We start from the raw sequence: 23,606 nt of genomic DNA on the forward strand, positions 1-23,606 counted from the left end.
TTGCTGAATCAAACAATATAGCACGTTTTTATATCCTAAATCTATAATTAATAATTACTTACTTTGCTTTACATCCTCATCTAACAGATGATAAGGATAAGTAGATACAATTATGTTATCATTCTTCAATAAGGTTTCTCTAATAAAGAAACTTGTATGATTATGTAAAACCTCACCAAATCTTTCATTAGTAACAAATTGAGGCACTATTACTGTTATCTTCTCATCTTTAGCTGTTGAATTTGCAATCAATTCTATATTCTTTAATAAAGGAGTAACCACAGCTCTATATGGAGAATATTTTGCGACAAGTAATATATCTGTATCTAACTCACTCCATCTAGATTTTAATTTTTCCATAGCTTCCTTGTCTGGCGAAATATTAAGAGCAATAACATTATCGCTTACACTTTGAGCATATTGCAACGCACCTATTGTTGCTTTATTTAAGCTAGCAATTGGAACTATCACAATATGAGTATATTTCTTTCTTAAATCCACCTTTTTCAGATTTAATTGACTAATACTTAAACCACAAGCCACTTTATCGTAGTGTTTTTTTATTCTTAGCTGAATTACAATTATGATTGGAATTAAAATTGCAACTATAAATGCACCTTCACTGAATTTTTCAATTAAAATTATTATCGTTGTTAATAAAGTAACAACAGAACCAATACCGTTGATTATTGCACGTTTTACCCAACCCTTACCTTTTTCTTTTCTCCAATGATTCACCATTCCAAATTGTCCTAGAGTAAAAGATATAAATACTCCTATAGCATATAGCGGAATCAACCTATGAGTATCGGCCTTAAATACAATAACTAAAATACAAGCTATACATGATAATGCAACGATTCCAAAAGAAAAACTAAGTCGTTTACCTCTAATAGTGAATTGTCGTGGTGCAAAACCATCCTTCCCAACTATATACATTAGCATTGGAAATCCTGTATATGCTGTATTGCATGCCATAAGTAAAATTACAGCAGTGCTAAACTGAATTATATAGTACATTATGCCATTGCCGAAAATAGCAAATGCTATTTGTGAAACAACTGTAGGACCATTTGCTATTGGTACAGCTGTATAAAATATGGCAAGCACCGAAGTTCCTCCAAATATGAAAAATATTAAAGCTGCTAATAATATCATAACAGTCTTTGCACTTTTTTGGCTCGGTTCCTGAAAATTTGGAACAGAATTACTTACTGCCTCCACTCCAGTTAAAGCAGAACATCCTGATGAAAAAGCTCTTAAAATAAGAAATATCGATACATTTTCTGTAGTATTTGCCGGGATAGAATACATTGGTTCTGGATGAATATTTAATATAAAGTACTTAAACAAACCATAAAGTATCATAAAAGCCATGCTAAAAATAAAAATATACGTAGGTATGGCAAAAATTTTTGAAGATTCACTTATACCTCTTAAATTTAAAATAGTCAAAACTATAATTATTATTAAAACAAACATGACTTTATATTCTGTCAAATTGCTAAATGCAGAAATAATAGCATCCGCACCTGCGCTGGCGCTAACTGCGACAGTAAGTATATAACTAATTATTAGACCTGCACCAGCTGCTAAGCCAGATTTTTTCCCTATATTTTCATTTGCTACTTTGTAAGCTCCTCCACCTTGAGGATAAGCCCTAATAATCTGAATATACGAAATTGTTAATATTATTAATAATCCTATAATCATAAAAGAGGTCCATGTTAACCACTGATATGCTGCTACACCTAGAACTATTAAAACAAAAAGAATCTCCTGAGCAGCATAGGCAACAGATGATATTGCATCACTTGCCATAATTGCTAATCCAAAAGGAATATTATACTTTTCATTACATCCTTGTTCATTTGATAAAGGTTCTCCTAATAAAACATCTAAAAACTTTGTAAGCATTTATTTTCCCCCTATATTATCATACGAAAAATATTGTATGTAATAATGAAATCAAAAGCAATATTCTAATTATTGCATATATTGAAGAAAAATGTAGAATTTGCCTCATGAATACGAATACATATATAATTATCACTGATTTCTTCTTTTAATGAATTATTTTTAACTTTGTTATTACACCTGTATTTCAATTTAATTTCCACATATTAGCCTTAATTAATCACTTGACTTATAATAATTATAAATATAGCTTTATGATTTTAATATATATTAAGAAATTCTGATTTAGTATGATTAAAGTTTTCCTAATTTAACTCAAAATTATTACAAATTTCAAATCTTTGATTTGTATTTTGAAACAGTAATTCTATAAATATCTCAATTCTACTTCATGAAAACTAATAAATTTAAATATACAAGTTAATCTTACTAAAATGGACTTCTATATTTTTGTAATTTTACGGAATAATTGTTACTAAAATAATAATGATATTACCTTTAATCTTTTTTGCTTTTACTCATTATTTTGATATAATCAAATTGTAAAGCTAATATATAAGAGGAGGATTTTATGGCACAAAACCATATATGTGAATTATGCAATAGAAATGTTTCTAGCATTACTAAACATCACTTAATTCCCTTAGAAAAAGGCGGAGAAAAATTTAAAACACTCTCTTTATGTTCAACCTGTCATAGACAAATTCATGCTCTTTTCACGAATCGTGAATTAGCAACACACTATCGAAGTCTTGAATCATTAAAGAAAGATATAAAGATAGTTAAATTTCTTAAATTCATTCAGAATATTCCCGGTGATTCTTATTTAGACATAAAAAAATCAAGACATGTACGAAAAAGTTGTTAGGATGATATTTAGATATTTTATGTGCAAAAATAATGGCAATAATCTTACTAAGATTATTGCCTAAAATTATATAATTTATCAACTCTGAATTTGTATGATAATAAGTTTTGATCCCATTATAATAATTTTATTATATATTAGTTTATTTTAAAATACATAGGCTGTAATGCTAATCCACTTTTTTCTGATATAAATATATTTCCTTTGCACTGGAATCCTGCCTTTTTATAAAAATTAATTGTATCTAATCTTGCATTCAAATATAAACATATAACTCCAAACTCTTTAGCCTTAATTTTATGTCTTTTTAACATTTCAATGCCAATGCCTTTACCCACATATTTTTCACTAACAACTATATTTGTCATTTTACCATTCATATTATAATTAGTCATTCTGGAATATGCAACAACAGTGCCCTCATCTAATGCTACCAAATGTATACTGCTATAATCTAATTCATCATAGTCGTATTTATGAATTTTATTATATGGTTTAAAAAGTATTTTAAACCTTAATTCAGATACTTCTTTAAACTCCTTACTTTTATAATTTATAAATTCATATGTAATATTATTCATATTTCTTCCCCAACTTCTATATTATTATAATTATATTATACACTATATTCATAATAATTGAATATTTATTCACAATTTTATTTATTATTGTATATTTTATTTAATAACTATAGCTCTCGGTCTATGTTGCTTTAGAAATACTAATAAATATATTTTTTATCTTGAACAAACTTTATTATATTAAATTACAAAAATATAAAACTACCAACTAAGCACTTATCTAGCAACCTAATTAGTAGTTATAAAATAAACTATACTTTTCTATTAATTTTATGTAAAAACAAATATTACGATTTATCTTCCCATTTTCTCTTTGCCTTCATTACGTTTTCTTCGCTTAATTTTGTTTCCTCCACTATATCTCCCATTCCGCAACCTTTATCAAGCATCTCTTTTGCTTTTTCCATGGCTTTTTCATGTTCACCTTTTCTTAATTTTTCCATTAAAGTTCCTCCTCTTTCGACTCATACTAACTCTAAATCTAGTATTACCTGTGAACACTTTTTTATTCAGCTTTTATGATAGCTTCTTCATCACTTTTTTCATGCATCCAATCTTTATTTTATTTCTTTATTTCCATCTTCTTCTGAAAAAATTATATTAATATGTAGTTCAGAATTTCATCCTCATCTATAATTTTTTTAGCAAGAATTCTATTTTCATCTACATGAATATACGTATATCTATTAGGTTTTATTGATGGAGCAATATCAATAGCTTTTTTATAATCTTTCTTTTTCATTTTTAAAGTTTTTGCATGCTCGAAAAAGTTTGTTTCTTTTAATATCTTCGATATTCTTTCAAATCTATGATCTTGTACTTTCGCCATAATATATGTTGCAATTCCAACCTGTATTCCATGAAGCTGAGGCATTTCTAAAAATTTATCTAATGCATGAGATATTAGATGCTCTGAACCAGAGGCCGGCGAGCTATCACCTGCTATTTCCATAGAAATACCATTCAATATTAATGAATCCACTAATTCCTTCAGAAACAAATCATCTTTAATATTTTTAAACTCAGTTCTTATAAAACTATTAACTGCTTTCTTAGAAATCATAGTAGCAAAATCATCAATAATTATCCTTCCATTTTCTTCTTCAAATTTCCAATCATACAACGCAGTGATATTTGATACTAAATCTCCTATCCCCGAATATATAAATTTTTCTGGTGCACTCTTAATAACATCAATATCTACAATTATTCCATAAGGAGTTTTAGCTGGCAGAGACATCCTCTTGCCATTAACTAAAAGAGATGCACCTGCACTTGAAAAACCATCATTAGAAGTTGAAGTTGGAATACTAATAAACGGTAATTTTCTCAAAAAGCTCATGTACTTAACAGCATCTATAGCCTTTCCTCCACCTACTCCAATTAAAGCTTCTACGTCGTTTGATATTTCAAAAGCTTTTACACTAATCTTTTCGAAATTTACATCTGATATTGTTTCTATTCTTGAAATATCTATATTAGCTTCTTTTAAAGAGTTGCATATAGAATCTCCAAACAATTCTTCTAGACCCTCGCCAAAGCATATTAAAACACTTTTAAACATGGCTTTCTTAATCAAGTTGCCTACATTATTTATATTTCCTTTTCCTACCTCTAAAATAGAAGGGATAGCTATTCTATGAGTTGACGTCTTCATTCATTTCACTCCTCAAAAGTATTTTCAATTTTTTAAAATATCAATTTTTATATCTTGAAATTAGCTTTCCCTAGGTGGAAAATAAAAAACATTTATTATTTTAAATCATTAACTACTTTGTTTATCTTATCTGCCTTATCCAAAGCTTCTGTCCATAATTCCTTTGAAGGAATTATTTTTTCTACCGTTGTATACGCTTCTCTTATAATTGGTATATTAATAAGGTTTGTACTTTGAATAGACATCAATATAAACCAGCACACACCTATAAGAGCTGCTATTCTTATGATACCTGCTATTGCTTTAATTAATATATAAAGAGCAATAATAGCAACTATTATTAAAACTATAGTATTTGTTGTTAAATGTATTGGCGTATTTTTTATCAAGCTATTTACTTTATCCATTTGTTTCCTCCCAAGTTAGATAGTTAATATTATATTAAACTTGCTCACTAGTATACTTCCATAAATTTTAATTTTTCTTATGCTTATAATAGCGGTTGCTTTGGTATAATTAATGCACAAATTATATATAAGAGTAATCCTGATCCCGCACAAACAATCAAAATTGCCCACCCAATTCTGACTAATGTTGAATCAAGTCCAAAGTATTCAGCTATCCCACCGCATACCCCTGCTAACTTTTTATCTGTTGCTGATAGATAGAGTCTTTTCTCCATAATAGATTTCCTCCTAAATTGCTATAACATATCATTTGAACATAGTTCTTTTTCAAAATTATATCACTTTAGAATTCTATTTACTATTATTGAGGTATATATTTTTTAGTGCTAATATACGTTCATACACATCATTACTAAAACATTATATTTGTATATTTAAAAATTCTATATAGGAATCTGATTATTTTTTCAGCTTTCTACCCCAAAAGGCATTACATCCTTGTCTTACATAATATATCTTTTAAATCTAGCGTAATAAAGGGAAAGAACAATTCACTAACACATGAACCATTCTTTCCCTTTTAATAATTTATAATAGAAATCATAAAATTATCACTTATTATGGAAATATTTTAATCTGTATACTACATAATAAACAGTTTATCTTTCCCTTGTTTTTAATCTATTTCATATATCCACCTTTCATTGGTGATACTGCATGTTCTGAAAAAATCTTTAGAATTCCAGATTCGTATTTTGATTTTCGTGGTTTCCAATTCTTTCTACGTTCTTCAAAAACTTTCTCCACTTCTTCTTTACTGCATTTTTTTCCCTTTATACCAACGATCTGTAATACTCTATTAGGAATACTAATTTCAATCAAATCATCTTCTTCAATTAATGCAATTGGTCCTCCTACTGCGGCCTCTGGTGATACGTGTCCAATTGCCGGTCCTTTAGAAGCTCCTGAGAATCTACCATCTGTTATTAACGCTATACTAGCAGATAATTCTTCATCCGAAGCAATTGCTTCTGTTGTATAGAACATTTCTGGCATTCCGCTACCTTTTGGTCCTTCATATCTTATAATAACCGCATCCCCTGGACGAATTATTTTTCTTAAGACTGCATCAATAGCTTCCTCTTCACTATCAAAAGGTTTTGCTTTTAGTATAGCCTCATGCATTTCTTTAGGAACTGCAGAATGTTTTACTACAGCACCTTCTGGCGCTATATTTCCCTTTAATATCGATACAGAACCATTAGTACCAATAGCATCATTGAATGGACGAATAACATCTTCTTTTTTTAGTCCTACTTTTTCAAGATACTCATTACACTTCTCATAATATCCGTTAGTTTTTAATTCTTCTAAGTTTTCACCTAAAGTCTTCCCCGTTACAGTCATAACATCCAAATGAAGCAAGTGCTTTAGCTCTTCCATTATTGCTGGTACACCACCTGCATAATAGAAATATTGCGCAGGCCATTTTCCAGCAGGACGTATGTTTAGTAAATAATGTGCATCTTTGTGTATTCTATCAAAAGTCTCTTCATCGATATACAATCCAAATTCATGAGCTATAGCAGGTAAATGCAACAGTGAGTTAGTAGACCCCGATATAGCTGCATGAACTAATATAGCATTTTCAAAGGATTTAATTGTAACAATATCTTTTGGACGAAGATTCATTTTAGCTAGTTCAACAGCTTGTCTTCCTGCTTTTAACGCTACTTCTTCTAAATCTTCACATGTTGCTGGCATCAATGAGCTACCTGGAAGCATTAATCCAAGTGCTTCTGCCATAACTTGCATTGTAGCTGCTGTTCCCATGAATGAACAAGCTCCGCAAGATGGGCATGCGTTTTCTTTATAAAAAGTTAATTTTTCTTCTGAAATTTCCCCTCTTTGGCACATTGCACTATAGGCACCTATTTGTTCTAGTGTCAATAAATCAGGACCTGCTTCCATTACTCCTCCAGTAACCATAATAGCTGGTATGTTTAGCCTTCCGATTGACATAAGATGTGATGGAACTGCTTTATCACAACTTGAAATAAATACGCCTCCATCGAATGGTGTTGCATTAGCATGGATTTCTATTAAAGACGTTAATGTATCTCTAGACGCTAATGAGTAATTTATTCCATCATGCCCTTGTGACATTCCATCACAAATATCTGTTGCAAAGTATCTAGCACCTTTCCCACCTGATTGTGTAATTCCCTCAACTGCTCTGTTAGCAAATTTCAATAGATGAGCACTTCCTGGATGACTATCTCCAAATGTACTTTCTACTATAATTTGTGGCTTTGATAAATCTTCTGTTGTCCATCCCATTCCTCTTCGAAGTGGATCCATCTCTGGAGCAATTTTTCTTACTTCTTGACTAATCATACTATTTCTCTCCTTAATCTTTATTTGACACCGTTTAAATACATCTGATGTATTTATGATATCACATCTGATGTATTTGTCAATTTTTTTTGAATTCATTGTTTTAATTCTTATTTTTCTATAAAAAGCAATATAAAACATGCACATTCATCTGATGTATTTAAAATAGCAGCAAAAAAATACACCTTTCTCCAAAACAAGAGCAGATGTATTTCATCAAGTCAAAACAATTAGTAATTTTTTTCCTTCGCTATAATACTTGAGATATTCCTTCGATTATATACTAAATGTAAGAGCATCGCATCATGGGCTCCATTAGCATTATGTTCCTTAATTGAATTTAAAATTTCCCTATGCGTCTCTATTGTTTCATTACGTAATTTTCTATTTGTAATATCTATAAATATAGTAATAGATCTGTTAATTATTGGAATTAAATTAACAATAACCAAATTCTTACTACTCTTAGCTATTGCAGTATGAAATTCTATATCTTTCTCTAAATACGGTTCATTTTTCAAGATAAGGCTCTCTATTTCGTCACACAGGCTAGACATTTGTTCGATTTCTTCCTCAGTAGCTTTTGTAGCAGCTATAGATGCTATTGATGGTTCTATCATAAATCTTACTTCCAATAAATCAAGCGCTAATTTATATTTATCTTTTACAAACGTTAATCCTAGGGGATCATCAGCAATACCACATTTATCAGAAATAAAAGTTCCAGCTCCACGTCTAATTTCTAAAACATTCCGTGAAACCAGAGCCTTTATAGCTTCTCTTATAGTGCTTCTTCCTACATTAAGGCTACTTGCAAGATTATATTCATTAGGTAACTTATCTCCAGATTTCCAATCATTATCTATAATCAATCGAACAATTCTTTCTGAAGTTTGCTCTCCTAGTGATTTTGTTGAACTATTTGTATCATTAAAACTCAATTCTCTAATATCTGACATATTGCCTCCAAATGCTACTATCTTGCAGCTTAAAAGTTCTTTCAAAAGTATTTTCTAACCCTGCCAACTTAACTCGCTTTATTATTTTAAAAAATAAGTTTTATCCCCCAAGTTATACACCCGCTGTTAAGCATGATAAATAATATGGAGGACAATTAAAATGTTAGCATTCACTTATTATAATACTTAAAAATACAACAATTTAAAAGACCTTTTAAATATATTTTTAATGCACCAATTTTCCTCTTTAAAATCCTATACGCTTTCCATAATTATTTATAAAGTATTTAAATTCTCTATCTACTATAATCTACACTGCTTTAGTATTAAAACTTTTCAAAGATTCTGATTAATTATTATTCATTTATAAAAGCTAGCTACGCCGCCCTCCACTTCCGTTTATTTTTATAATCTCATAATCCCCGATGTATACGCAATTATATCACTAAATCCTTATATAATAAGCCATTTAGCATTTAATAAATTCATAGTTTTTTGTACAATAAAAAACAGCCCTAAGTTATAACACTTAGAGCCAAATATTTTATTGTATAATTAATTATTGTTCTTTCGTGCAAAATACGGCATTATAAATCCTAGCCCAAGTAATACAAAAGGAGTTATAATATTAAGAACTAATTGAAATTTATCAGCTGTATACATACCACTAATACATGCAAAAGCAGTAAATGCAAAACACCATGCTCCAATTATAATACCAACAGTTCTGTTTTTTACAAATTGATATTCTGGCTTGAATTTTTCTCCTGCTTTTTTCAATGCAATATAAGCAGCAAATACCCATAAATAACGAAGTGGCATACACACAGCATTTAATTTTACTAGCCATTTCACTAGCTCGTCTACGTTCCCAATACCAAAGGCTGGAACTATTATTAAAATTGAAACAATTATTAAAATTAATTTATGACCATTTTTATATGTGCCATATTTATTTTTTACAAACATTTTTTCAGGAATAAAATTCTTATCCGCACTATCAAGTAACATACGTAAAGGTGCATCAATAGATATAATTAATACCGCAAACTGTCCAATCATGTTAGTAATAGCATAAACGACAACAAATAAATTACCTAGATGATAGTATTCCCCTAACTTCTGGAAGGCATAGTATGCTCCATTTGTCATTAAGTCTTTAGGCACATTATTTGAATCAAACATCATTCCAAGAGAAATTGTTCCCAAAATTGCACATACAGCTACCATAACAGCTAATGCAATCATACCCTTTGAGAATCCCTTTTCAGGATCATCCATTTCGTTTACATACGGCGAAATCTTTTCACAACCGCCAACTGCAAAAATTAATATAGATAGACCTGTAAAAAACTTCATATCAAATGCGGGCATAAACGTTTTTATAGACCAATCTATAGAATTTAAATGCGCATTAGTAATAGCAGGTGCAGCTACCATTAAAACAATAAACAAAATTGACATTACAAACATCGATGTTCCTGCAAGTGTAGCTAATTTTTTTAACGGATTTAATCCTTTAGAAGCTATATAAAGTCCAACCAAAAAAATTACTAAACATGTTATTTGTAGTAACTTTGTATCCATACTGCTAATTCTTTTATCTTGAAATATAGCCCAACTTGTTGCTATCATAAAGTTTGATGGTTTTTGTGAAATATAAGGCATATGAACAATCCAATATGTCCATCCTGCATAATAGGCAACTCTAGGACTTATTGTTTCATTTATCCATGAACTGACACCACCACCAAATTCTTTAAACGCTGATCCTAACTCTCCTACCATTAATGCGTATGGTACAAAATAAATAGCAAAAATCAGGATCCAAGATACTACTGACTTAAGTCCATTATATTCAGAGAAACCATTGATAACGTTACCAAAACCCCAAACTGTTGAAAAAGCCATAAATGCTAAGGTATACCAAACAATTTTTTTGTTGTTTTTTTCAGACATAAACTTTTCTCTCCCACTTATATTATTTTAATTTTTATATTAAAATAATATAATATACTTTTACCTTTGTATACATCTTCGACAAAATTAGCCTTCATTTAATTATATTACTAACTCAATTAAAATATACAAATAATTTCACTTTAACTTTATTAAATTAACACATATATTACTTCTTTTTTTAATAAAAATAACAAGATTTCGGCTACTACATTGAACGTCATATTTCCCATTTATCACCTAGCCAATTACAGTTCACCTGGACATTAAACTTAAAAAGATTCCGATCCAAATAAAAGAATTATAAAATCAGTCTTACTTTGGCCTTTTATAAATTTCTTAAAGAAAAACACTTCACTCATAAAAACTATCCTAAAATAATTGTATATGAATAAAGCGCTTTACAATTTTCTAATTATTATTCAGTAATATACTGAATTGTTTTAATCCATAAATTATTTTTTCTACTTCTTCTGGATCTGTATTTTTTATAGAATTTAGTATAAGATTTGATATAAACTCTTTTTTCATTTTGCAAATATCATTGTTTTTCCTAAATTCCGCTGAAATTGACAATCTTACAATTCTACGATTTTCCTTTGGTATTTCTCTTGTAACAACTCCCTGTTTTGCAAGACGATCAACTATTCCTGAAACTGTACTTTTAGTTAATCCTATCTGATCACTTAATTCATTTAGAGTTATCGATGGCATCATATATAAATGAAATATAACATTTAATTGAGGTGCTGTAAATCCGCAATCTTTTGCAATTTTTTCAAACTTACAGCTTAATTCTTTTCTAATATTCCTAAATACCCCAATAATCTCATCCGCTTGTTTTTGATGTAATTCATTATTCGGCGATGAGGGCCCCTCCTGTAGATTCATTTTTTTCACCTTCTTTATTTTCTTTTTTAGGCTCTTTCTTTCCACCCATAAATAAAGCTAAGAATATAGTCACGAATACTATAACAACAGTTACTACAACTGAATATGACATAGCATCTACATACGCTTGACCTTGAATTATTTTCACTATATAAGATACTGCAGAAGCTCTAGCAGTATTTGTATCCATTCCCATTCCCATAAATGCTTTAGTTAATGTACTTATTGTGCTATTAGAAGTTGGATTATATACATTAATTTGTTCAGATAACTTTGCATAATTATAATCATTTCTTCCTTGTATAAGAGTAGACATTAAAGTAACGCTAACTGAACCAGCCACCTGTCTTAAGGTATTTGAAAGAGCTGATGCTCTACTAATTAAATGTGCTGGAACAACGTTCATCCCGGTAGTACTAATCGGCATCATACTCAATCCTATTCCAATGGACCTTATACAATTAACAAGTATGATATAGTCTTTACTCGAATTCATGTTTATAGCTGTTGCAAGTTCATATGAAGCGCCTGCAAGTATTATAAGTCCAGGTATAACCAGTGCTTTTACGCCAACTTTATTTAATAAATTACCGCTAAGAGGCATCATAATTCCCATTACCAGAGCTCCCGGCAACATTATTAATCCGGCTTCCATAGGTGTATATCCTCTTATATTCTGTAAAAATAATGGTAATACGTAAACACCGCCCATCATAGCTAGAGTTAATACACTAGTTATAATTTGGCTAATTGTAAAATCAAATAATTTAAAAACTCTTAAATCTAATAATGGATCTGGATGAGTTAATTCATTTACTATAAATAATACAAGACTTAAACATCCAAGGGTCATCAAAATTGGATTTTCAAGTTTTGACCAATCAATTGATGAACCTTCACCTAGAACATATAGTATACTTACTAGCCCTACAGTGGAAGATAAGAATCCAATTATATCAAAGGATTTAAAAGGTTTCCTTTCTGTCCCCTTTAATAAAATTAAGGCCAATATTACTCCTACTATCCCTACTGGGACATTAACATTGAAAATAAGTCTCCAGTCCATCTTCTCAATAATATATCCACCCAAAGTAGGTCCTATTGCAGGTGCTGCCATCGCAGCTATTCCCCAAAATCCAAGTGCTAATCCAATCTTTTCTCGAGGAAATATTTGATATATTATTGACATCCCTACTGGCATTATCATTCCTCCTCCAATGGCTTGGAGGACACGAAATGCTATCATACTTGTATTGCTCCAAGAAAGACCACATAACATAGATCCAACTGTAAACATCGCTAAAGCAAATACATATATTCTTTTAGCTCCTAAAATTTCTTGTAAATATCCAGTAAGTGGTATAATAGCACCAAGCGCCAATGTATAAGCTGTTAACACCCACTTTATATCATCTAAAGATACTCCAAAAACAGCCATCATTTTAGGAAGAGCAATATTTACTATACTACTATCAAGTATAGACATGAAAGTACCTATAATAACTACAGCTAACGCTAACCAACTACTTGCTAATGATTCGTTATTATTCTCTCCCATTATATCACCTCATCATTTAATATGAATCTTAATAACTGCATTAGTTCCTGGAAGAATCTTATCATCAAAATTATCAAGTTCAATTTTTATTGGTACTCTTTGAACTACTTTAGTAAAGGTTCCGCTTGTTGATGATGGTAATAGTGATATAGCAGAATTAGATATTTCACCTATTGTTTTTACTTTTCCACTAAATTTTTGTGAATCATATTCATCAATAGTAATATCAACTGGTTGTCCAACTTTTACTTTTTCAAGTTTTGTTTCTTCTATGTTAGCAGAAATATAAAGCTTAGTTGGATCTACTAACGTAATTAAAGTTTGACCTGTTGATAAAAGTTCTCCAACAGTTCCCTGCTTCTTTACTATAATTCCATCAATAGGTGCTCTTACTAAAGATTGTTCTACACTTGTGTCTGGAAGATTATTCATTTCTTGACGCGCTAGTATTTCATTTTTTGTTACTTTATCTCCTTCATCAACATTAAGCTCTAGTAGTTTACCAGAAATTTGTGGAGTTACACTAACAAAATCTGCATTAACTCTTGCATCTTCAGTTGAAACATAGTATGCATTTTCATACCAATAGTAGAATCCTATACTACCTAATGCTACCACAATTACCAACAATATTCCAATAATTAATATTTTACGCTTTCCTTTCATATTCAAGTCACCTCTTCCCTTATTCCTTTAATCCAATTTCAGCAAACATTCCAGGCTTTAATTGTGAATTTGGGTCTGCTAAACTAACTTTAACCAAAATATTTCTACTTTGCGAATTTAGTTTTGAATTTATTACAGTTATCTTTCCGTCAAATTCAACATTATCTACTTCTGATACCTTAACTACCACATCTTGTCCTTCTTGAAGCTGACCTGCAATATCTAAAGGTGCATATGCATTTACCACTAAAGCATCCGGATTAGATATTGAAACAAGAGTTGCACCTGGAGATGCCATCTCACCTACATTAATACTTTTAGCATTTACTACACCCGAAATCGGCGCTGTAAGAGTTCCATTATTTAATGTTGTTTGTGCAGTTTTTAAAGCAGCTTCTGCTTGTGCCACTTGAGCTTTATAAACATCTATACTTGTTTGTGTTGCTCCATTATTAAGCATGTTCAATTGCTCTTGTGCAGATTTCTGTTGTGACTCTGCAGTTGTAAGCTGTTGATGTGCAGCTTCAAGTTGCTGCTGAGTATTTGCTCCCGCATCAACTAAAGCTTTAGTACGATCATAGTTTTTCTTAGCAACATCATAAGCTTCATTTGCACTATCTAAAGTTGCTTGAGCTTGAGATATTTGTTCTGGACGTGTAGAATTCATAGCGTTAGTTAACGTCGCATTTGCAGTATCAACCGCTGCCTGTGCTTGATTCACTTGTGCTTGCAAGTCTTGAGTATCTAACTTAACTATAGTATCCCCTGCATTTACTTTTGACCCAACATCAACTAGTACTTCTGAAACTCTTGCTGAAATTTTTGAGGCTATATTTGCTTGATCATTTGCTTCTATTTTTCCAGCCATTATGTATTTATTTTTAGCTTGCTCTGCAGTAGTTTCAGCAGTTTTTGAATTATTGCTTGTATTTCCGTTATTAGTCGAACCGCAACCACTTAACATTAGTGCTACAACTAAACAAACTAACATAGTCTTTTTCATATTAACCCTCCATGTACGAATTATTTTTATGCATATTGTTCGCATACTAACAGTATGTATTATACAGCAGATTGTCCTTGTTATCAAGAATATTATTCCATGAATTTATACATTTTTTTCGAAATCGTATACACCTTTTGCAAAAATCCCTTGCTCTTTTTCATGTATTTTAAATATAAATATATTTTATATCAAAAAAGTCATGCATATATATTTTGCATGACTTTAATATTCTCTTATATTTGGGATAAATTTATATTCAATAATCTATTCAGGTATTTCCAAATAGAAAGTCACCCCTTCTTCCACATTTTTCACTTTAATAATTCCACCATGAAGTTGTGCAATCAATCTCACTAATGACAGGCCTATACCATGACCTCCATACTTTCTAGATCTCGACCTGTCCACTTTATAGCATACATCCCAAAGTTTATCCATTTCTTCCTCACATATGTTATCACCAGTATTGAAAACACCTATCTTTATTTTATTTTCTTCTTTCTTGCCTATTATATTAATAATTTTTCTGCCTTTCACATGATCGATGGCATTCGTAATGAAATTATTTATAGCCTTCTCAAGCAGGTCTCTATCAGCATGTATTTCACAATCTTTCACACAATCTAAAGTGAAAGTAATATTTCTCTCACCAACTACTGGTTTAAATCGTTCTACAATTTTGCATAAAAATTTGTTAATATCAAATGATACAACATTTAGTTTAATCATTCCACCTTCCATCATAGAATAATGTAAAAGTTCTTTAACCAAGCTATCCATTCTATCGCATTCTTCAACTAATATCGAACAATATTTATCCATTGTTTCCCTATCATTGGCCACTCCAAATTTGAGTCCTTCCGCATACCCTTTAATTATCCCAATTGGTGTCTTTAATTCGTGAGACATATTCCTTACAAGTTCTTTCTTACGCTCCACATCTTGTTTAAGTTCATCTATACTTTTGTTAAGCTTGTCAGAAATCTTATTTATACTATTTCCTAGCCTTCCTATTTCATCCTTCGAATCTATATCAACAACCTTGTCAAATTTAAGATTAGATATATTTTCAGCAATTTTACTCATTTCTATAATTGGCTTTGTTATTTTATTAGAGAAAATAATAATAAATATAGCACCAATAAACATTACTATAAGTCCTGCCAATATATAAAATTGATTTGCAATTACTACGCTCTCATGAATACTCTTAAAAGACTTCTTTAGAATAATAAAATCTCCATTCTCAATTTGTGAAACAAATACTAATTTTGTCCTTTGATCATTATTTTTCTCATCAATATAGTAAACATACTTTTTCGAAAGTCTTTTTTCATTTTCTATAATAGTTTGCTTAATCTCCTTGGATAGACGTTTTTCTTCATCATTTGATTTAGGATGAATAGAATTGTATTTTATATCATAATTATTATCAACAATTATTGTATTAATGTTATCAACACTTTGTATTGTGTCTACATATTGATAATTGTCTTTTTCTCCTTCCATATATTCATCCTTAATTTTCTGACTTACTGACACTAAGACTCCTTTATTTTTATAAATATAATATGATTCTAGGAAAACTGAATTTAAAATTATCCCACCTAAAACTAATGAAATCATAAGAACCATAAATATATAAAATAATTTTGTCTTAATTGTTTTCATATTTTTCTACCTCAAACATGTATCCACTTCCTCTTATAGTTTTTATCCAATCTCCTTGTTCCGAAAGTTTAGCCCTTAAAGTTTTTATATGCGTATCTATAGTTCTTATATCACCATCAAAATTATATCCCCATACTTTATCCAATATCTGCTCTCTGCTTAGAACTGTATTAACATTTCCAACTAAATACAGTAAAAGATTATATTCTTTTGGATTTAATTTGATTTCTTCATCATCAATCACTACTTTATGAGTTCTTTGATATATCCTTAAGTTTCCTACAGCTATTTCGTCTGAGAATTTCTTCTTTACTTTCTTTACGATGTTATTCAAGCGTGCAACAAATATTTCATAACTAAACGGTTTTCCAATGTAATCATCCGCACCTTTTTTAAGCCCTAGCACTTCATGTTTTTCATCTCCTAATGCTGTCAGCATAATTATTGGCACTTCAGATTTTTCTCTTATCTCTTTAAGAACCTCCCACCCATCGTACACTGGCATCATTACATCTAATATGACCAAATCAATATCATTATTATTAAAAAACATATTAATAGCTTCTTCCCCATCACACGCTTCTATAGGCATGTACCCTTCCTTTCTTACTATATCACATACTAAATCACGAAATATATTGTCATCTTCAGCTATAAGAATTTTTATATCCATAATATACACCTTCTCTAATGTTAAAATTAAAAGCAGGTTCAAGATTTTTAATCTATAAACCTGCTTTTATATTAGCATAACTTCACTTATTTATACTATTTCAATAGTATTACAATTTTATTAACAAATATAAATTAAATAGTACATTATTCAGTATATACTATAATTGGAGTTCCCGGCTCAATATTTTCAAATATTGTTTTTGCTAAATTATAAGGTGAATTTACGCATCCATGTGAACCGCTTGTTAAATATATCTGCTTACCAAACACTCCATTTCTCCAACTAGCATCATGAATACCTACATTTCCATTAAAAGGCATCCAATAATCAACTGGTGAACTATAATCTTCACCCTTTAATGTTGCATTTTTCTCTTTGTAATTTAGAACATATGTCCCTACTGGTGTACCCGTATTATTACTTACATTTCCTGTAACAACATCATCATCAACAACTAGAGCTCCATTTTTATAAAACCATACATGCTGCTTAGTAAGATTGACTTCTACATAAGTATTCCCTATATCGTTAGTTCCTTTTACAAATGCATTTTGTGCATATTTTGGTTCCTTTGTTACATCTTGTCCATTCCTTATAATTTCTATTAAATCTTTTACTTCTTTAGAGTTATCAACAATCCATCCATAATTACCGCCACTCACTTGTACTGTTTTTTTGGTTGCTGTAACAAAATCTCTTGTGCTACCAAAAGTATTATAAATGCTAGATATTTTATATACATAATTCCGAACTTTATCTTCATTGATTGTAACTTGCATATTGTCATCTACTCCAAGCCAGTTATGTATAGTAGATCCATCCAAAACTTCTTTTTTGCCATTTGAATCATACGTAATTTTTAATCCTATGTATTTATTAAGTGTATCTCTTGCTGCAGTTACTTCATCTGACTTTGAAGTGTATTTAGGATTTTCATAACAATTGCTTGAATCTAAATCTATTGATGTTTTCCCATCAAGGATCGCATTAGCTACATTATCATGTAAAGCATCTTTATTTATCTTATTTCCTAAAACTTCATCTACTATCTCGTATTCTCCATCTTTATAATTTAAGCTAGCATTTTGTGGTTGGGTTATCTTCTTGTTACTAACACAAGAAAGCTTATTTAGTGTTTGGTTTAGTTGTTCTTCATCATACATAATTATCTGGGATGCTTCAGAATTATTTTTCTTAAAAAATGTACTAGGCCAAGCAAATGAACTTTGATTCTTCTTTAATTCTTTGATTTTATCAGAATTATATTTTAATCCAATATCACTAGCTTTAATTTGTTCTTTTACATCTCCTCTTTCGTCTAATTCCAATGCATATGATTGCATTTGGGCAGCTAGCTTTTCTTCTGCTCCCTCAACGGTCTGCCCGCCAACATTAACCCCATCAATTACGGTTCCAAAGTGAAAATGATTAATAGAATATAATGACATACCTAAATATATAGCACCCAAAGTACAGAGAGAAATTATAACCCCTGGCATAACCTTGTTACTACTTTTATTTCTTCTTTTTCTCATTATATCTACTCCCTTCGCTACTATTATACTAAAAAATCTAAATTATTAATATATAATTTTTCACCAAAAAAAGCCACCATAAATAGAAAATGCATTTCTATTTAAAGGTAGCTCACTCTCACATACTTTTACAGTACTCTGCTAATTTATTTGCAGCTTTCATTGCAGTACTTACAGATCCTTCTATCCATCCATGCGTCAAAGAAACATGTTCTCCTGCAAAATATACTCTATTATTATATTCTGGTTTTACCATCGCATTAGAAAAAAGTTTTTGCTGCTGAGGCATAAAGTAGCAAAATGCTCCATAAAATCCTTTTTCCCTATCCCAGTCAACAGTTTTATGATCTTCAACTATATAATCAAGATATCCTCGTGGAAGACCCTGGACATCCTCAACTTGCCTTTTAATCAATTCAAATCGTGCATTATCATCTAAGCTTCCTACGCGTATTCCGTCTAACCCTAAATTATATGACGCTATCAGAACTCCTTGATTATCCTTAGCACTTCTTTTTCTTCCAACAGAAACATTCATCTTATTTTTTGTTACTCCACCATAACTAGTACTAATACTATGACTAGGATACCATATGGTTTGAATTGGCAAATCAGTATTAGATCCTCCGCCAACTATCTTCTCATTATCATTTCCTTTTTCCCAAAAACGTTCATTACACATAAAAAGAGTTTTTTGAGATGATGTATAAAAAACTTCTCTTATTGACTGCATTTTTTCATTGCTAAACATAGGAAATACATTCACATCTCTAAGGCTTGAAAAAGGTATTGCACAAACAACGAAATCGAAAGTTTGACTATAAAGCTTAGATAACTTCTCATCCGCATATTCTAACACTACTTTATCCTCTATATCATTAATTTTATATATGCTTTTTACTGTCTTTCCACTTTCCCAAGATACTTTTCCCAATTCTTCATCTCTAATATTATTATATTCTTTTGGTTTTTTAGACATTAACGAATCATAAAAAGCTAGTGGTAGATTTACTGCTCCACCAACAATTTCGTACCTATATGCATAATCTACAGTATATTCCTCAATTAAATTTTCAGAATAACTATTATAATAAAATGAACCTAGAAAAGGTGCAACTCCAGAAATTAGCTCTATTGCTCCTTCACTTACACCCATCTTTTCAAGTACTTCCCTTATTCCAAGACTACCAACATATTTAATTATATCTGAATAATTTTCTTTTACCTCTAATAATTCCTTTCTTATGGAGGGAGGTATTTTTAATAAATTACTTGACAATGCATCTCCAATTATTTTCTGCCATGGAGTATTTCGTTCCCTCTCAGTCAAGTTAAATTCCGGGTATATATTTTCCATTACACTTTTACCTTGAGGATCATTCCTCGCACGTTTATGTCTTATATAAAATAATGCATTTTTATTATTTTGAATAAATGGCCTTGTTTTTATACCAAAAGTATTAATATAATGCCATGTTGTTTCATGACCTACTGGTGTACGCATAGCACCAAATTCACCATAAAGTTTTTTCTCCTCATCAAAATAATAAGTATAGACCCGACCTCCAATTCGCTTCTCTTCTGTTTCAAAAATAGTAATATCAAAACCTAGTTTTCTAAGTTCAAAGGCTGAGGCTAAACCTGCAATACCTCCTCCTATTATCCCAACCTTAATGCCTGAGCAACTTCCAGGCGGTAAAATTGTTGTAATATCTTGCGGTGGACTTAATAATTCAACTATATTATTAAAATCTTCAATACGATTCGCTTGCTCTAAAGTTATCCTTAACATTTCATGCCTTTCTTCATCAGTTGGATTATCTGGTTGAATAAAATTTATTTCTCTAGGCAAATAAAGCCACTCCTTTAAACAAAATCACTATAGTTAAATATATTATTCTAGCAGCTGCAAAAGACCAGCTAAAAGCTAGTCTCATTTTTAATCTTAGTCTATTAAGTTCTAAATTGATGATTTTATAGAAATTTAATAATAACAAACCACAGGCGTTCCCTCATTAATATTATTAAATATAGTATTAGCTAGATAATATGGAGAATTTACGCATCCATGAGAACCATTTGTCAAATAAATTCTTCCTCCAAATACTGATCTCCAACTTGCATCATGAATGCCTATTCCTCCATTAAAGGGCATCCAAAAATTAACTGGGCTGCTATATCCCTGACCTTTTAAAGTAGCATCTCTTTGCTTGTATTTTAATGAATATACCCCAGTAGGTGTTGACGTATTATTGCTTACATTTCCTGTAACCACATCTCCCTCTACTATTAAAGAACCATTCTTATAAAACCATACGTGCTGCTTGCTCATATTTACTTCTACATAAGTATTGCCAATGTCATTACTCCCAGGAGACATTGCTGATTGTGTATATTTAGGCTCTTTTCTTACAGATTGTCCCTCTTTTATACTTGAAATTAATTCTTTTTCCTCATCATTATTATTAATTAACCAACCGTAATCTCCTCCGCTAACTTGCACAGTGGCACCTAGCGATGTAACAAAATTTCTTCTCTTACCAACTGTATTGTAATTATTCAATATGCTGTTTAGATATTCTTTGATTTTTGGTTCATCAAGTGTAATTTCTAAACTATTATTTACGTTAATCCATTTGTTTATTATAGATCCATCTATTACTTCGGTCTTATCACCAAAATTATATGTTATTTTAGAGGATACATATTTATTAAGGGTATCTTTAGTATTAATAACCTCCTGAGATTTTGAAGTATATTGAGGCTTTTCATAACAATCCTTCGAATCCAAATCTAATGTTGTTTTCCCATTAAGAATTGCATTCACAATACTATCATGTAGCGCCATCTTATCAATTTTATTACCATATACCTCATCAGTAATTTTATATCCATCATCTGTATATTCAAAACTAGGGTTTTGTGGTTCATTTACGTTATTACTATTAAAACATGAAAGATTATCAATGCTTTTTTTTAGTAACTCATCATCATAAGTAACTACATTTGTTATCGTAGAATCATTGGTTCCCAATAATGACATAAGCCAATTAAATGGATTTTGCTTATCTTTTAGTTCCTGAACTTTTCCATCTGGATTATACTTAAGATTTATCTCATTTCCTTTAACTTGTTCTTCATTATTTCCTCTTTCCTTTAATTTCAAAGTATAATTTGTTATTTCGTTTGGCATTTCTTCATCTACTTCGTGTACAGTCTTACCCGAAACATTAATACAATTAACCGTAGAACCGAAATAAAAGTGGTTCATAAAATAGATTGCCAGCCCCAAATATATGGCAAGTAAAGTAAAACATGAAACTATAATGCCTATTAAAAGTTTTTTGTGTTTATTTTTCTGCATTTCCATAATAACGTCTCACCCCGTTATCATTATACAAATGTATAGAATAAATAATGTATGCTTTATTTACCCATTTATTTTTAAACAAGTTCATTCTTTTACAAAACATCCTATATTATCTTACTAGGTAATGCCTAATACTCAATATACATAAATTTATTTACAAATTATCTCATACTTTATAAGACCTCAAAAAATTATATTTACTATTCTTTATTTCTCTTTTTAAAATTTCTATACCTTTCTAACACGTCTATGTTCTCAGCAAAGAACATATTTAGCATATCTATATTATTAATAGTTTCGCTGCTAATAATATGCTCAATCAATTCTGTTTCTTCTAAAATATCCCGTTTACACTCTAAATATTCCAAAAACTTCTTTACTATATTATGCCTTTCAAGCAAATACTTACCTATATTTATTCCTTCCTCAGTAAGAATTATTACTCCGTACCTTTCATATTTTATAAGAGATAATTCTCCAAACTTTTTCATCATTCTAGATGCTGATGAATCGCGAACATTCAGCATTTGTGCTATTTTGTTTAGCCTAACTACTTTTTCTTCCATGCTGCATCTATAGATCATTTCTAAATAATCTTCCATTGAAGGAGTAAGCAATTTTCTTGTCAAATTTATATTTTCATATCCTCTTGCAGTATGAAAATTCTTTTCCATATTTCTCACCATCCAATTTTACTATATTTGGGGTATTTTTATCTTACCAACAGTTATGTCTAAATTATTATACATATGTTAGCCTAGAAAAAAGTTTTCTCTAAACTTAAACTTACTAATAATATACAAAAAGTCAAATTAATATGAATATTAATTTTTTTACTTGTTTAATTAGGTTTATAGTTATTGTGTTTTAGGTTGACATTAATGTTAATAAAATTACAACCTTTAATATGATCTAAATATTTAAGACGCATATTTCAGGGTATATAGCTAAACTCAAAAAAATTAGGAATGTTATAATTTAAAATATTAAATCATAACATTCCTAATATATAATTATATTTAACTTTCTGAAACTTCAGCCGATTTTATATGATCGATATATTTTTCTCCCCAAATAGATATGCTATCCAACACCAATTTAAATTCTTTTCCTATCTCAGTTAATGAATACTCAACTTTGGGCGGTACCTGGGGAAAAATCTTACGATTTACCAACCCATACTCCTCTAAACTACGAAGCTGTTTTGTTAATGTAGCTTGCTTTAGTTCAGGCAATAATCTTTGCAATTCTCCAAAACGAAGTGTTTTTGTACTTAAATTATGTAAAATTACTATTGCCCATTTACCTGCAATAATTTTTTGTGCTGTTACAAACGGACATTTGCCAAATAAATTATATTCTTCCTCCATCATGTACTCCCTTTAGTATATTTATGATACTATGTATTTAAAATAATCCTACTTGAAAAAATCACGGTAATAACCTATATTATGTTCAAAGAGATTATAACATATTAAAATTTAAGGA

At 30.1% G+C, this 23,606-nt stretch carries 21 protein-coding genes; 1 reads left to right on the forward strand and 20 read right to left on the reverse strand.

The window, feature by feature from the left end:
• Nucleotides 1-54 precede the first annotated feature (54 nt).
• A complete protein-coding gene (locus tag F3K33_RS20920; protein WP_039771600.1) occupies nucleotides 55-1,917 on the reverse strand; it encodes an APC family permease in 1,863 nt (620 codons plus the stop codon).
• A gap of 571 nt (nucleotides 1,918-2,488) precedes the next feature.
• Here F3K33_RS20920 and F3K33_RS20925 point away from each other — a divergent pair.
• Complete coding sequence (locus tag F3K33_RS20925) at nucleotides 2,489-2,785, forward strand: HNH endonuclease (RefSeq protein WP_012060246.1); 297 nt, start codon at nucleotides 2,489-2,491, stop codon at nucleotides 2,783-2,785.
• A gap of 137 nt (nucleotides 2,786-2,922) precedes the next feature.
• On the opposite strand, the gene F3K33_RS20930 is transcribed toward F3K33_RS20925, so the two are convergent.
• The 19 genes from F3K33_RS20930 to F3K33_RS21015 all read right to left on the reverse strand — a co-directional run bounded on the left by F3K33_RS20930 (nucleotide 2,923) and on the right by F3K33_RS21015 (nucleotide 23,488).
• Entirely contained in the window at nucleotides 2,923-3,366 is a 444-nt protein-coding gene (locus tag F3K33_RS20930; RefSeq protein ID WP_039771598.1) for a GNAT family N-acetyltransferase, read from the reverse strand.
• 287 nt (nucleotides 3,367-3,653) lie between these two features.
• Complete coding sequence (locus F3K33_RS26515) at nucleotides 3,654-3,809, reverse strand: hypothetical protein (protein WP_023973088.1); 156 nt, start codon at nucleotides 3,807-3,809, stop codon at nucleotides 3,654-3,656.
• 152 nt (nucleotides 3,810-3,961) lie between these two features.
• Nucleotides 3,962-5,023 carry an iron-containing alcohol dehydrogenase family protein gene (locus F3K33_RS20935; protein ID WP_023973089.1) on the reverse strand — a complete coding sequence of 354 codons (1,062 nt, stop codon included), beginning with the start codon at nucleotides 5,021-5,023 and terminating at the stop codon, nucleotides 3,962-3,964.
• Nucleotides 5,024-5,118: 95 nt separating this feature from the next.
• A complete protein-coding gene (locus tag F3K33_RS20940) occupies nucleotides 5,119-5,430 on the reverse strand; it encodes a hypothetical protein (RefSeq protein WP_012060250.1) in 312 nt (103 codons plus the stop codon).
• Nucleotides 5,431-5,513: 83 nt separating this feature from the next.
• Entirely contained in the window at nucleotides 5,514-5,705 is a 192-nt protein-coding gene (locus tag F3K33_RS20945) for a PspC domain-containing protein (protein WP_017209073.1), read from the reverse strand.
• Between the two features lie 406 nt (nucleotides 5,706-6,111).
• The gene (gene ilvD / locus F3K33_RS20950; RefSeq protein WP_039771596.1) at nucleotides 6,112-7,827 is read right to left on the reverse strand and encodes a dihydroxy-acid dehydratase; all 1,716 of its coding nucleotides are present in this window, start codon (nucleotides 7,825-7,827) and stop codon (nucleotides 6,112-6,114) included.
• Nucleotides 7,828-8,057: 230 nt separating this feature from the next.
• Complete coding sequence (locus F3K33_RS20955) at nucleotides 8,058-8,786, reverse strand: FadR/GntR family transcriptional regulator (RefSeq protein ID WP_039771594.1); 729 nt, start codon at nucleotides 8,784-8,786, stop codon at nucleotides 8,058-8,060.
• Nucleotides 8,787-9,341: 555 nt separating this feature from the next.
• On the reverse strand, nucleotides 9,342-10,745 hold the full coding sequence (locus tag F3K33_RS20960; protein ID WP_012060254.1) for an APC family permease: 1,404 nt from the start codon (nucleotides 10,743-10,745) through the stop codon (nucleotides 9,342-9,344).
• 411 nt (nucleotides 10,746-11,156) lie between these two features.
• The gene (locus F3K33_RS20965) at nucleotides 11,157-11,636 is read right to left on the reverse strand and encodes a MarR family winged helix-turn-helix transcriptional regulator (protein WP_012060255.1); all 480 of its coding nucleotides are present in this window, start codon (nucleotides 11,634-11,636) and stop codon (nucleotides 11,157-11,159) included.
• Nucleotides 11,602-13,194, reverse strand: coding sequence for a DHA2 family efflux MFS transporter permease subunit (locus F3K33_RS20970; RefSeq protein WP_012060256.1), 1,593 nt, complete (start codon nucleotides 13,192-13,194; stop codon nucleotides 11,602-11,604). Before F3K33_RS20970 ends, F3K33_RS20965 begins: the two co-directional genes overlap by 35 nt.
• 12 nt (nucleotides 13,195-13,206) lie before the next feature.
• Complete coding sequence (locus tag F3K33_RS20975) at nucleotides 13,207-13,860, reverse strand: HlyD family secretion protein (RefSeq protein ID WP_017209079.1); 654 nt, start codon at nucleotides 13,858-13,860, stop codon at nucleotides 13,207-13,209.
• A gap of 19 nt (nucleotides 13,861-13,879) precedes the next feature.
• On the reverse strand, nucleotides 13,880-14,863 hold the full coding sequence (locus tag F3K33_RS20980) for an efflux RND transporter periplasmic adaptor subunit (protein WP_012060258.1): 984 nt from the start codon (nucleotides 14,861-14,863) through the stop codon (nucleotides 13,880-13,882).
• Between the two features lie 267 nt (nucleotides 14,864-15,130).
• Nucleotides 15,131-16,537, reverse strand: a complete 1,407-nt coding sequence (locus tag F3K33_RS20985) for a HAMP domain-containing sensor histidine kinase (RefSeq protein WP_039771590.1) — start codon at nucleotides 16,535-16,537, stop codon at nucleotides 15,131-15,133.
• Nucleotides 16,524-17,210 carry a response regulator transcription factor gene (locus tag F3K33_RS20990; RefSeq protein ID WP_017209081.1) on the reverse strand — a complete coding sequence of 229 codons (687 nt, stop codon included), beginning with the start codon at nucleotides 17,208-17,210 and terminating at the stop codon, nucleotides 16,524-16,526. The genes F3K33_RS20985 and F3K33_RS20990 overlap by 14 nt, the downstream gene beginning before the upstream one ends.
• 146 nt (nucleotides 17,211-17,356) lie before the next feature.
• A complete protein-coding gene (locus tag F3K33_RS20995; RefSeq protein WP_017209082.1) occupies nucleotides 17,357-18,748 on the reverse strand; it encodes a L,D-transpeptidase family protein in 1,392 nt (463 codons plus the stop codon).
• A gap of 118 nt (nucleotides 18,749-18,866) precedes the next feature.
• A complete protein-coding gene (locus F3K33_RS21000; protein ID WP_039771587.1) occupies nucleotides 18,867-20,600 on the reverse strand; it encodes a flavin monoamine oxidase family protein in 1,734 nt (577 codons plus the stop codon).
• Nucleotides 20,601-20,732: 132 nt separating this feature from the next.
• Nucleotides 20,733-22,118 carry a L,D-transpeptidase family protein gene (locus tag F3K33_RS21005; RefSeq protein ID WP_039771585.1) on the reverse strand — a complete coding sequence of 462 codons (1,386 nt, stop codon included), beginning with the start codon at nucleotides 22,116-22,118 and terminating at the stop codon, nucleotides 20,733-20,735.
• Between the two features lie 200 nt (nucleotides 22,119-22,318).
• The gene (locus F3K33_RS21010; protein WP_039771583.1) at nucleotides 22,319-22,792 is read right to left on the reverse strand and encodes a metal-dependent transcriptional regulator; all 474 of its coding nucleotides are present in this window, start codon (nucleotides 22,790-22,792) and stop codon (nucleotides 22,319-22,321) included.
• Nucleotides 22,793-23,137: 345 nt separating this feature from the next.
• On the reverse strand, nucleotides 23,138-23,488 hold the full coding sequence (locus tag F3K33_RS21015; protein WP_023973101.1) for a winged helix-turn-helix transcriptional regulator: 351 nt from the start codon (nucleotides 23,486-23,488) through the stop codon (nucleotides 23,138-23,140).
• Nucleotides 23,489-23,606: the final 118 nt, after the last annotated feature.

This window comes from Clostridium beijerinckii (assembly GCF_008705175.1).
Lineage (GTDB): Bacteria > Bacillota > Clostridia > Clostridiales > Clostridiaceae > Clostridium > Clostridium beijerinckii.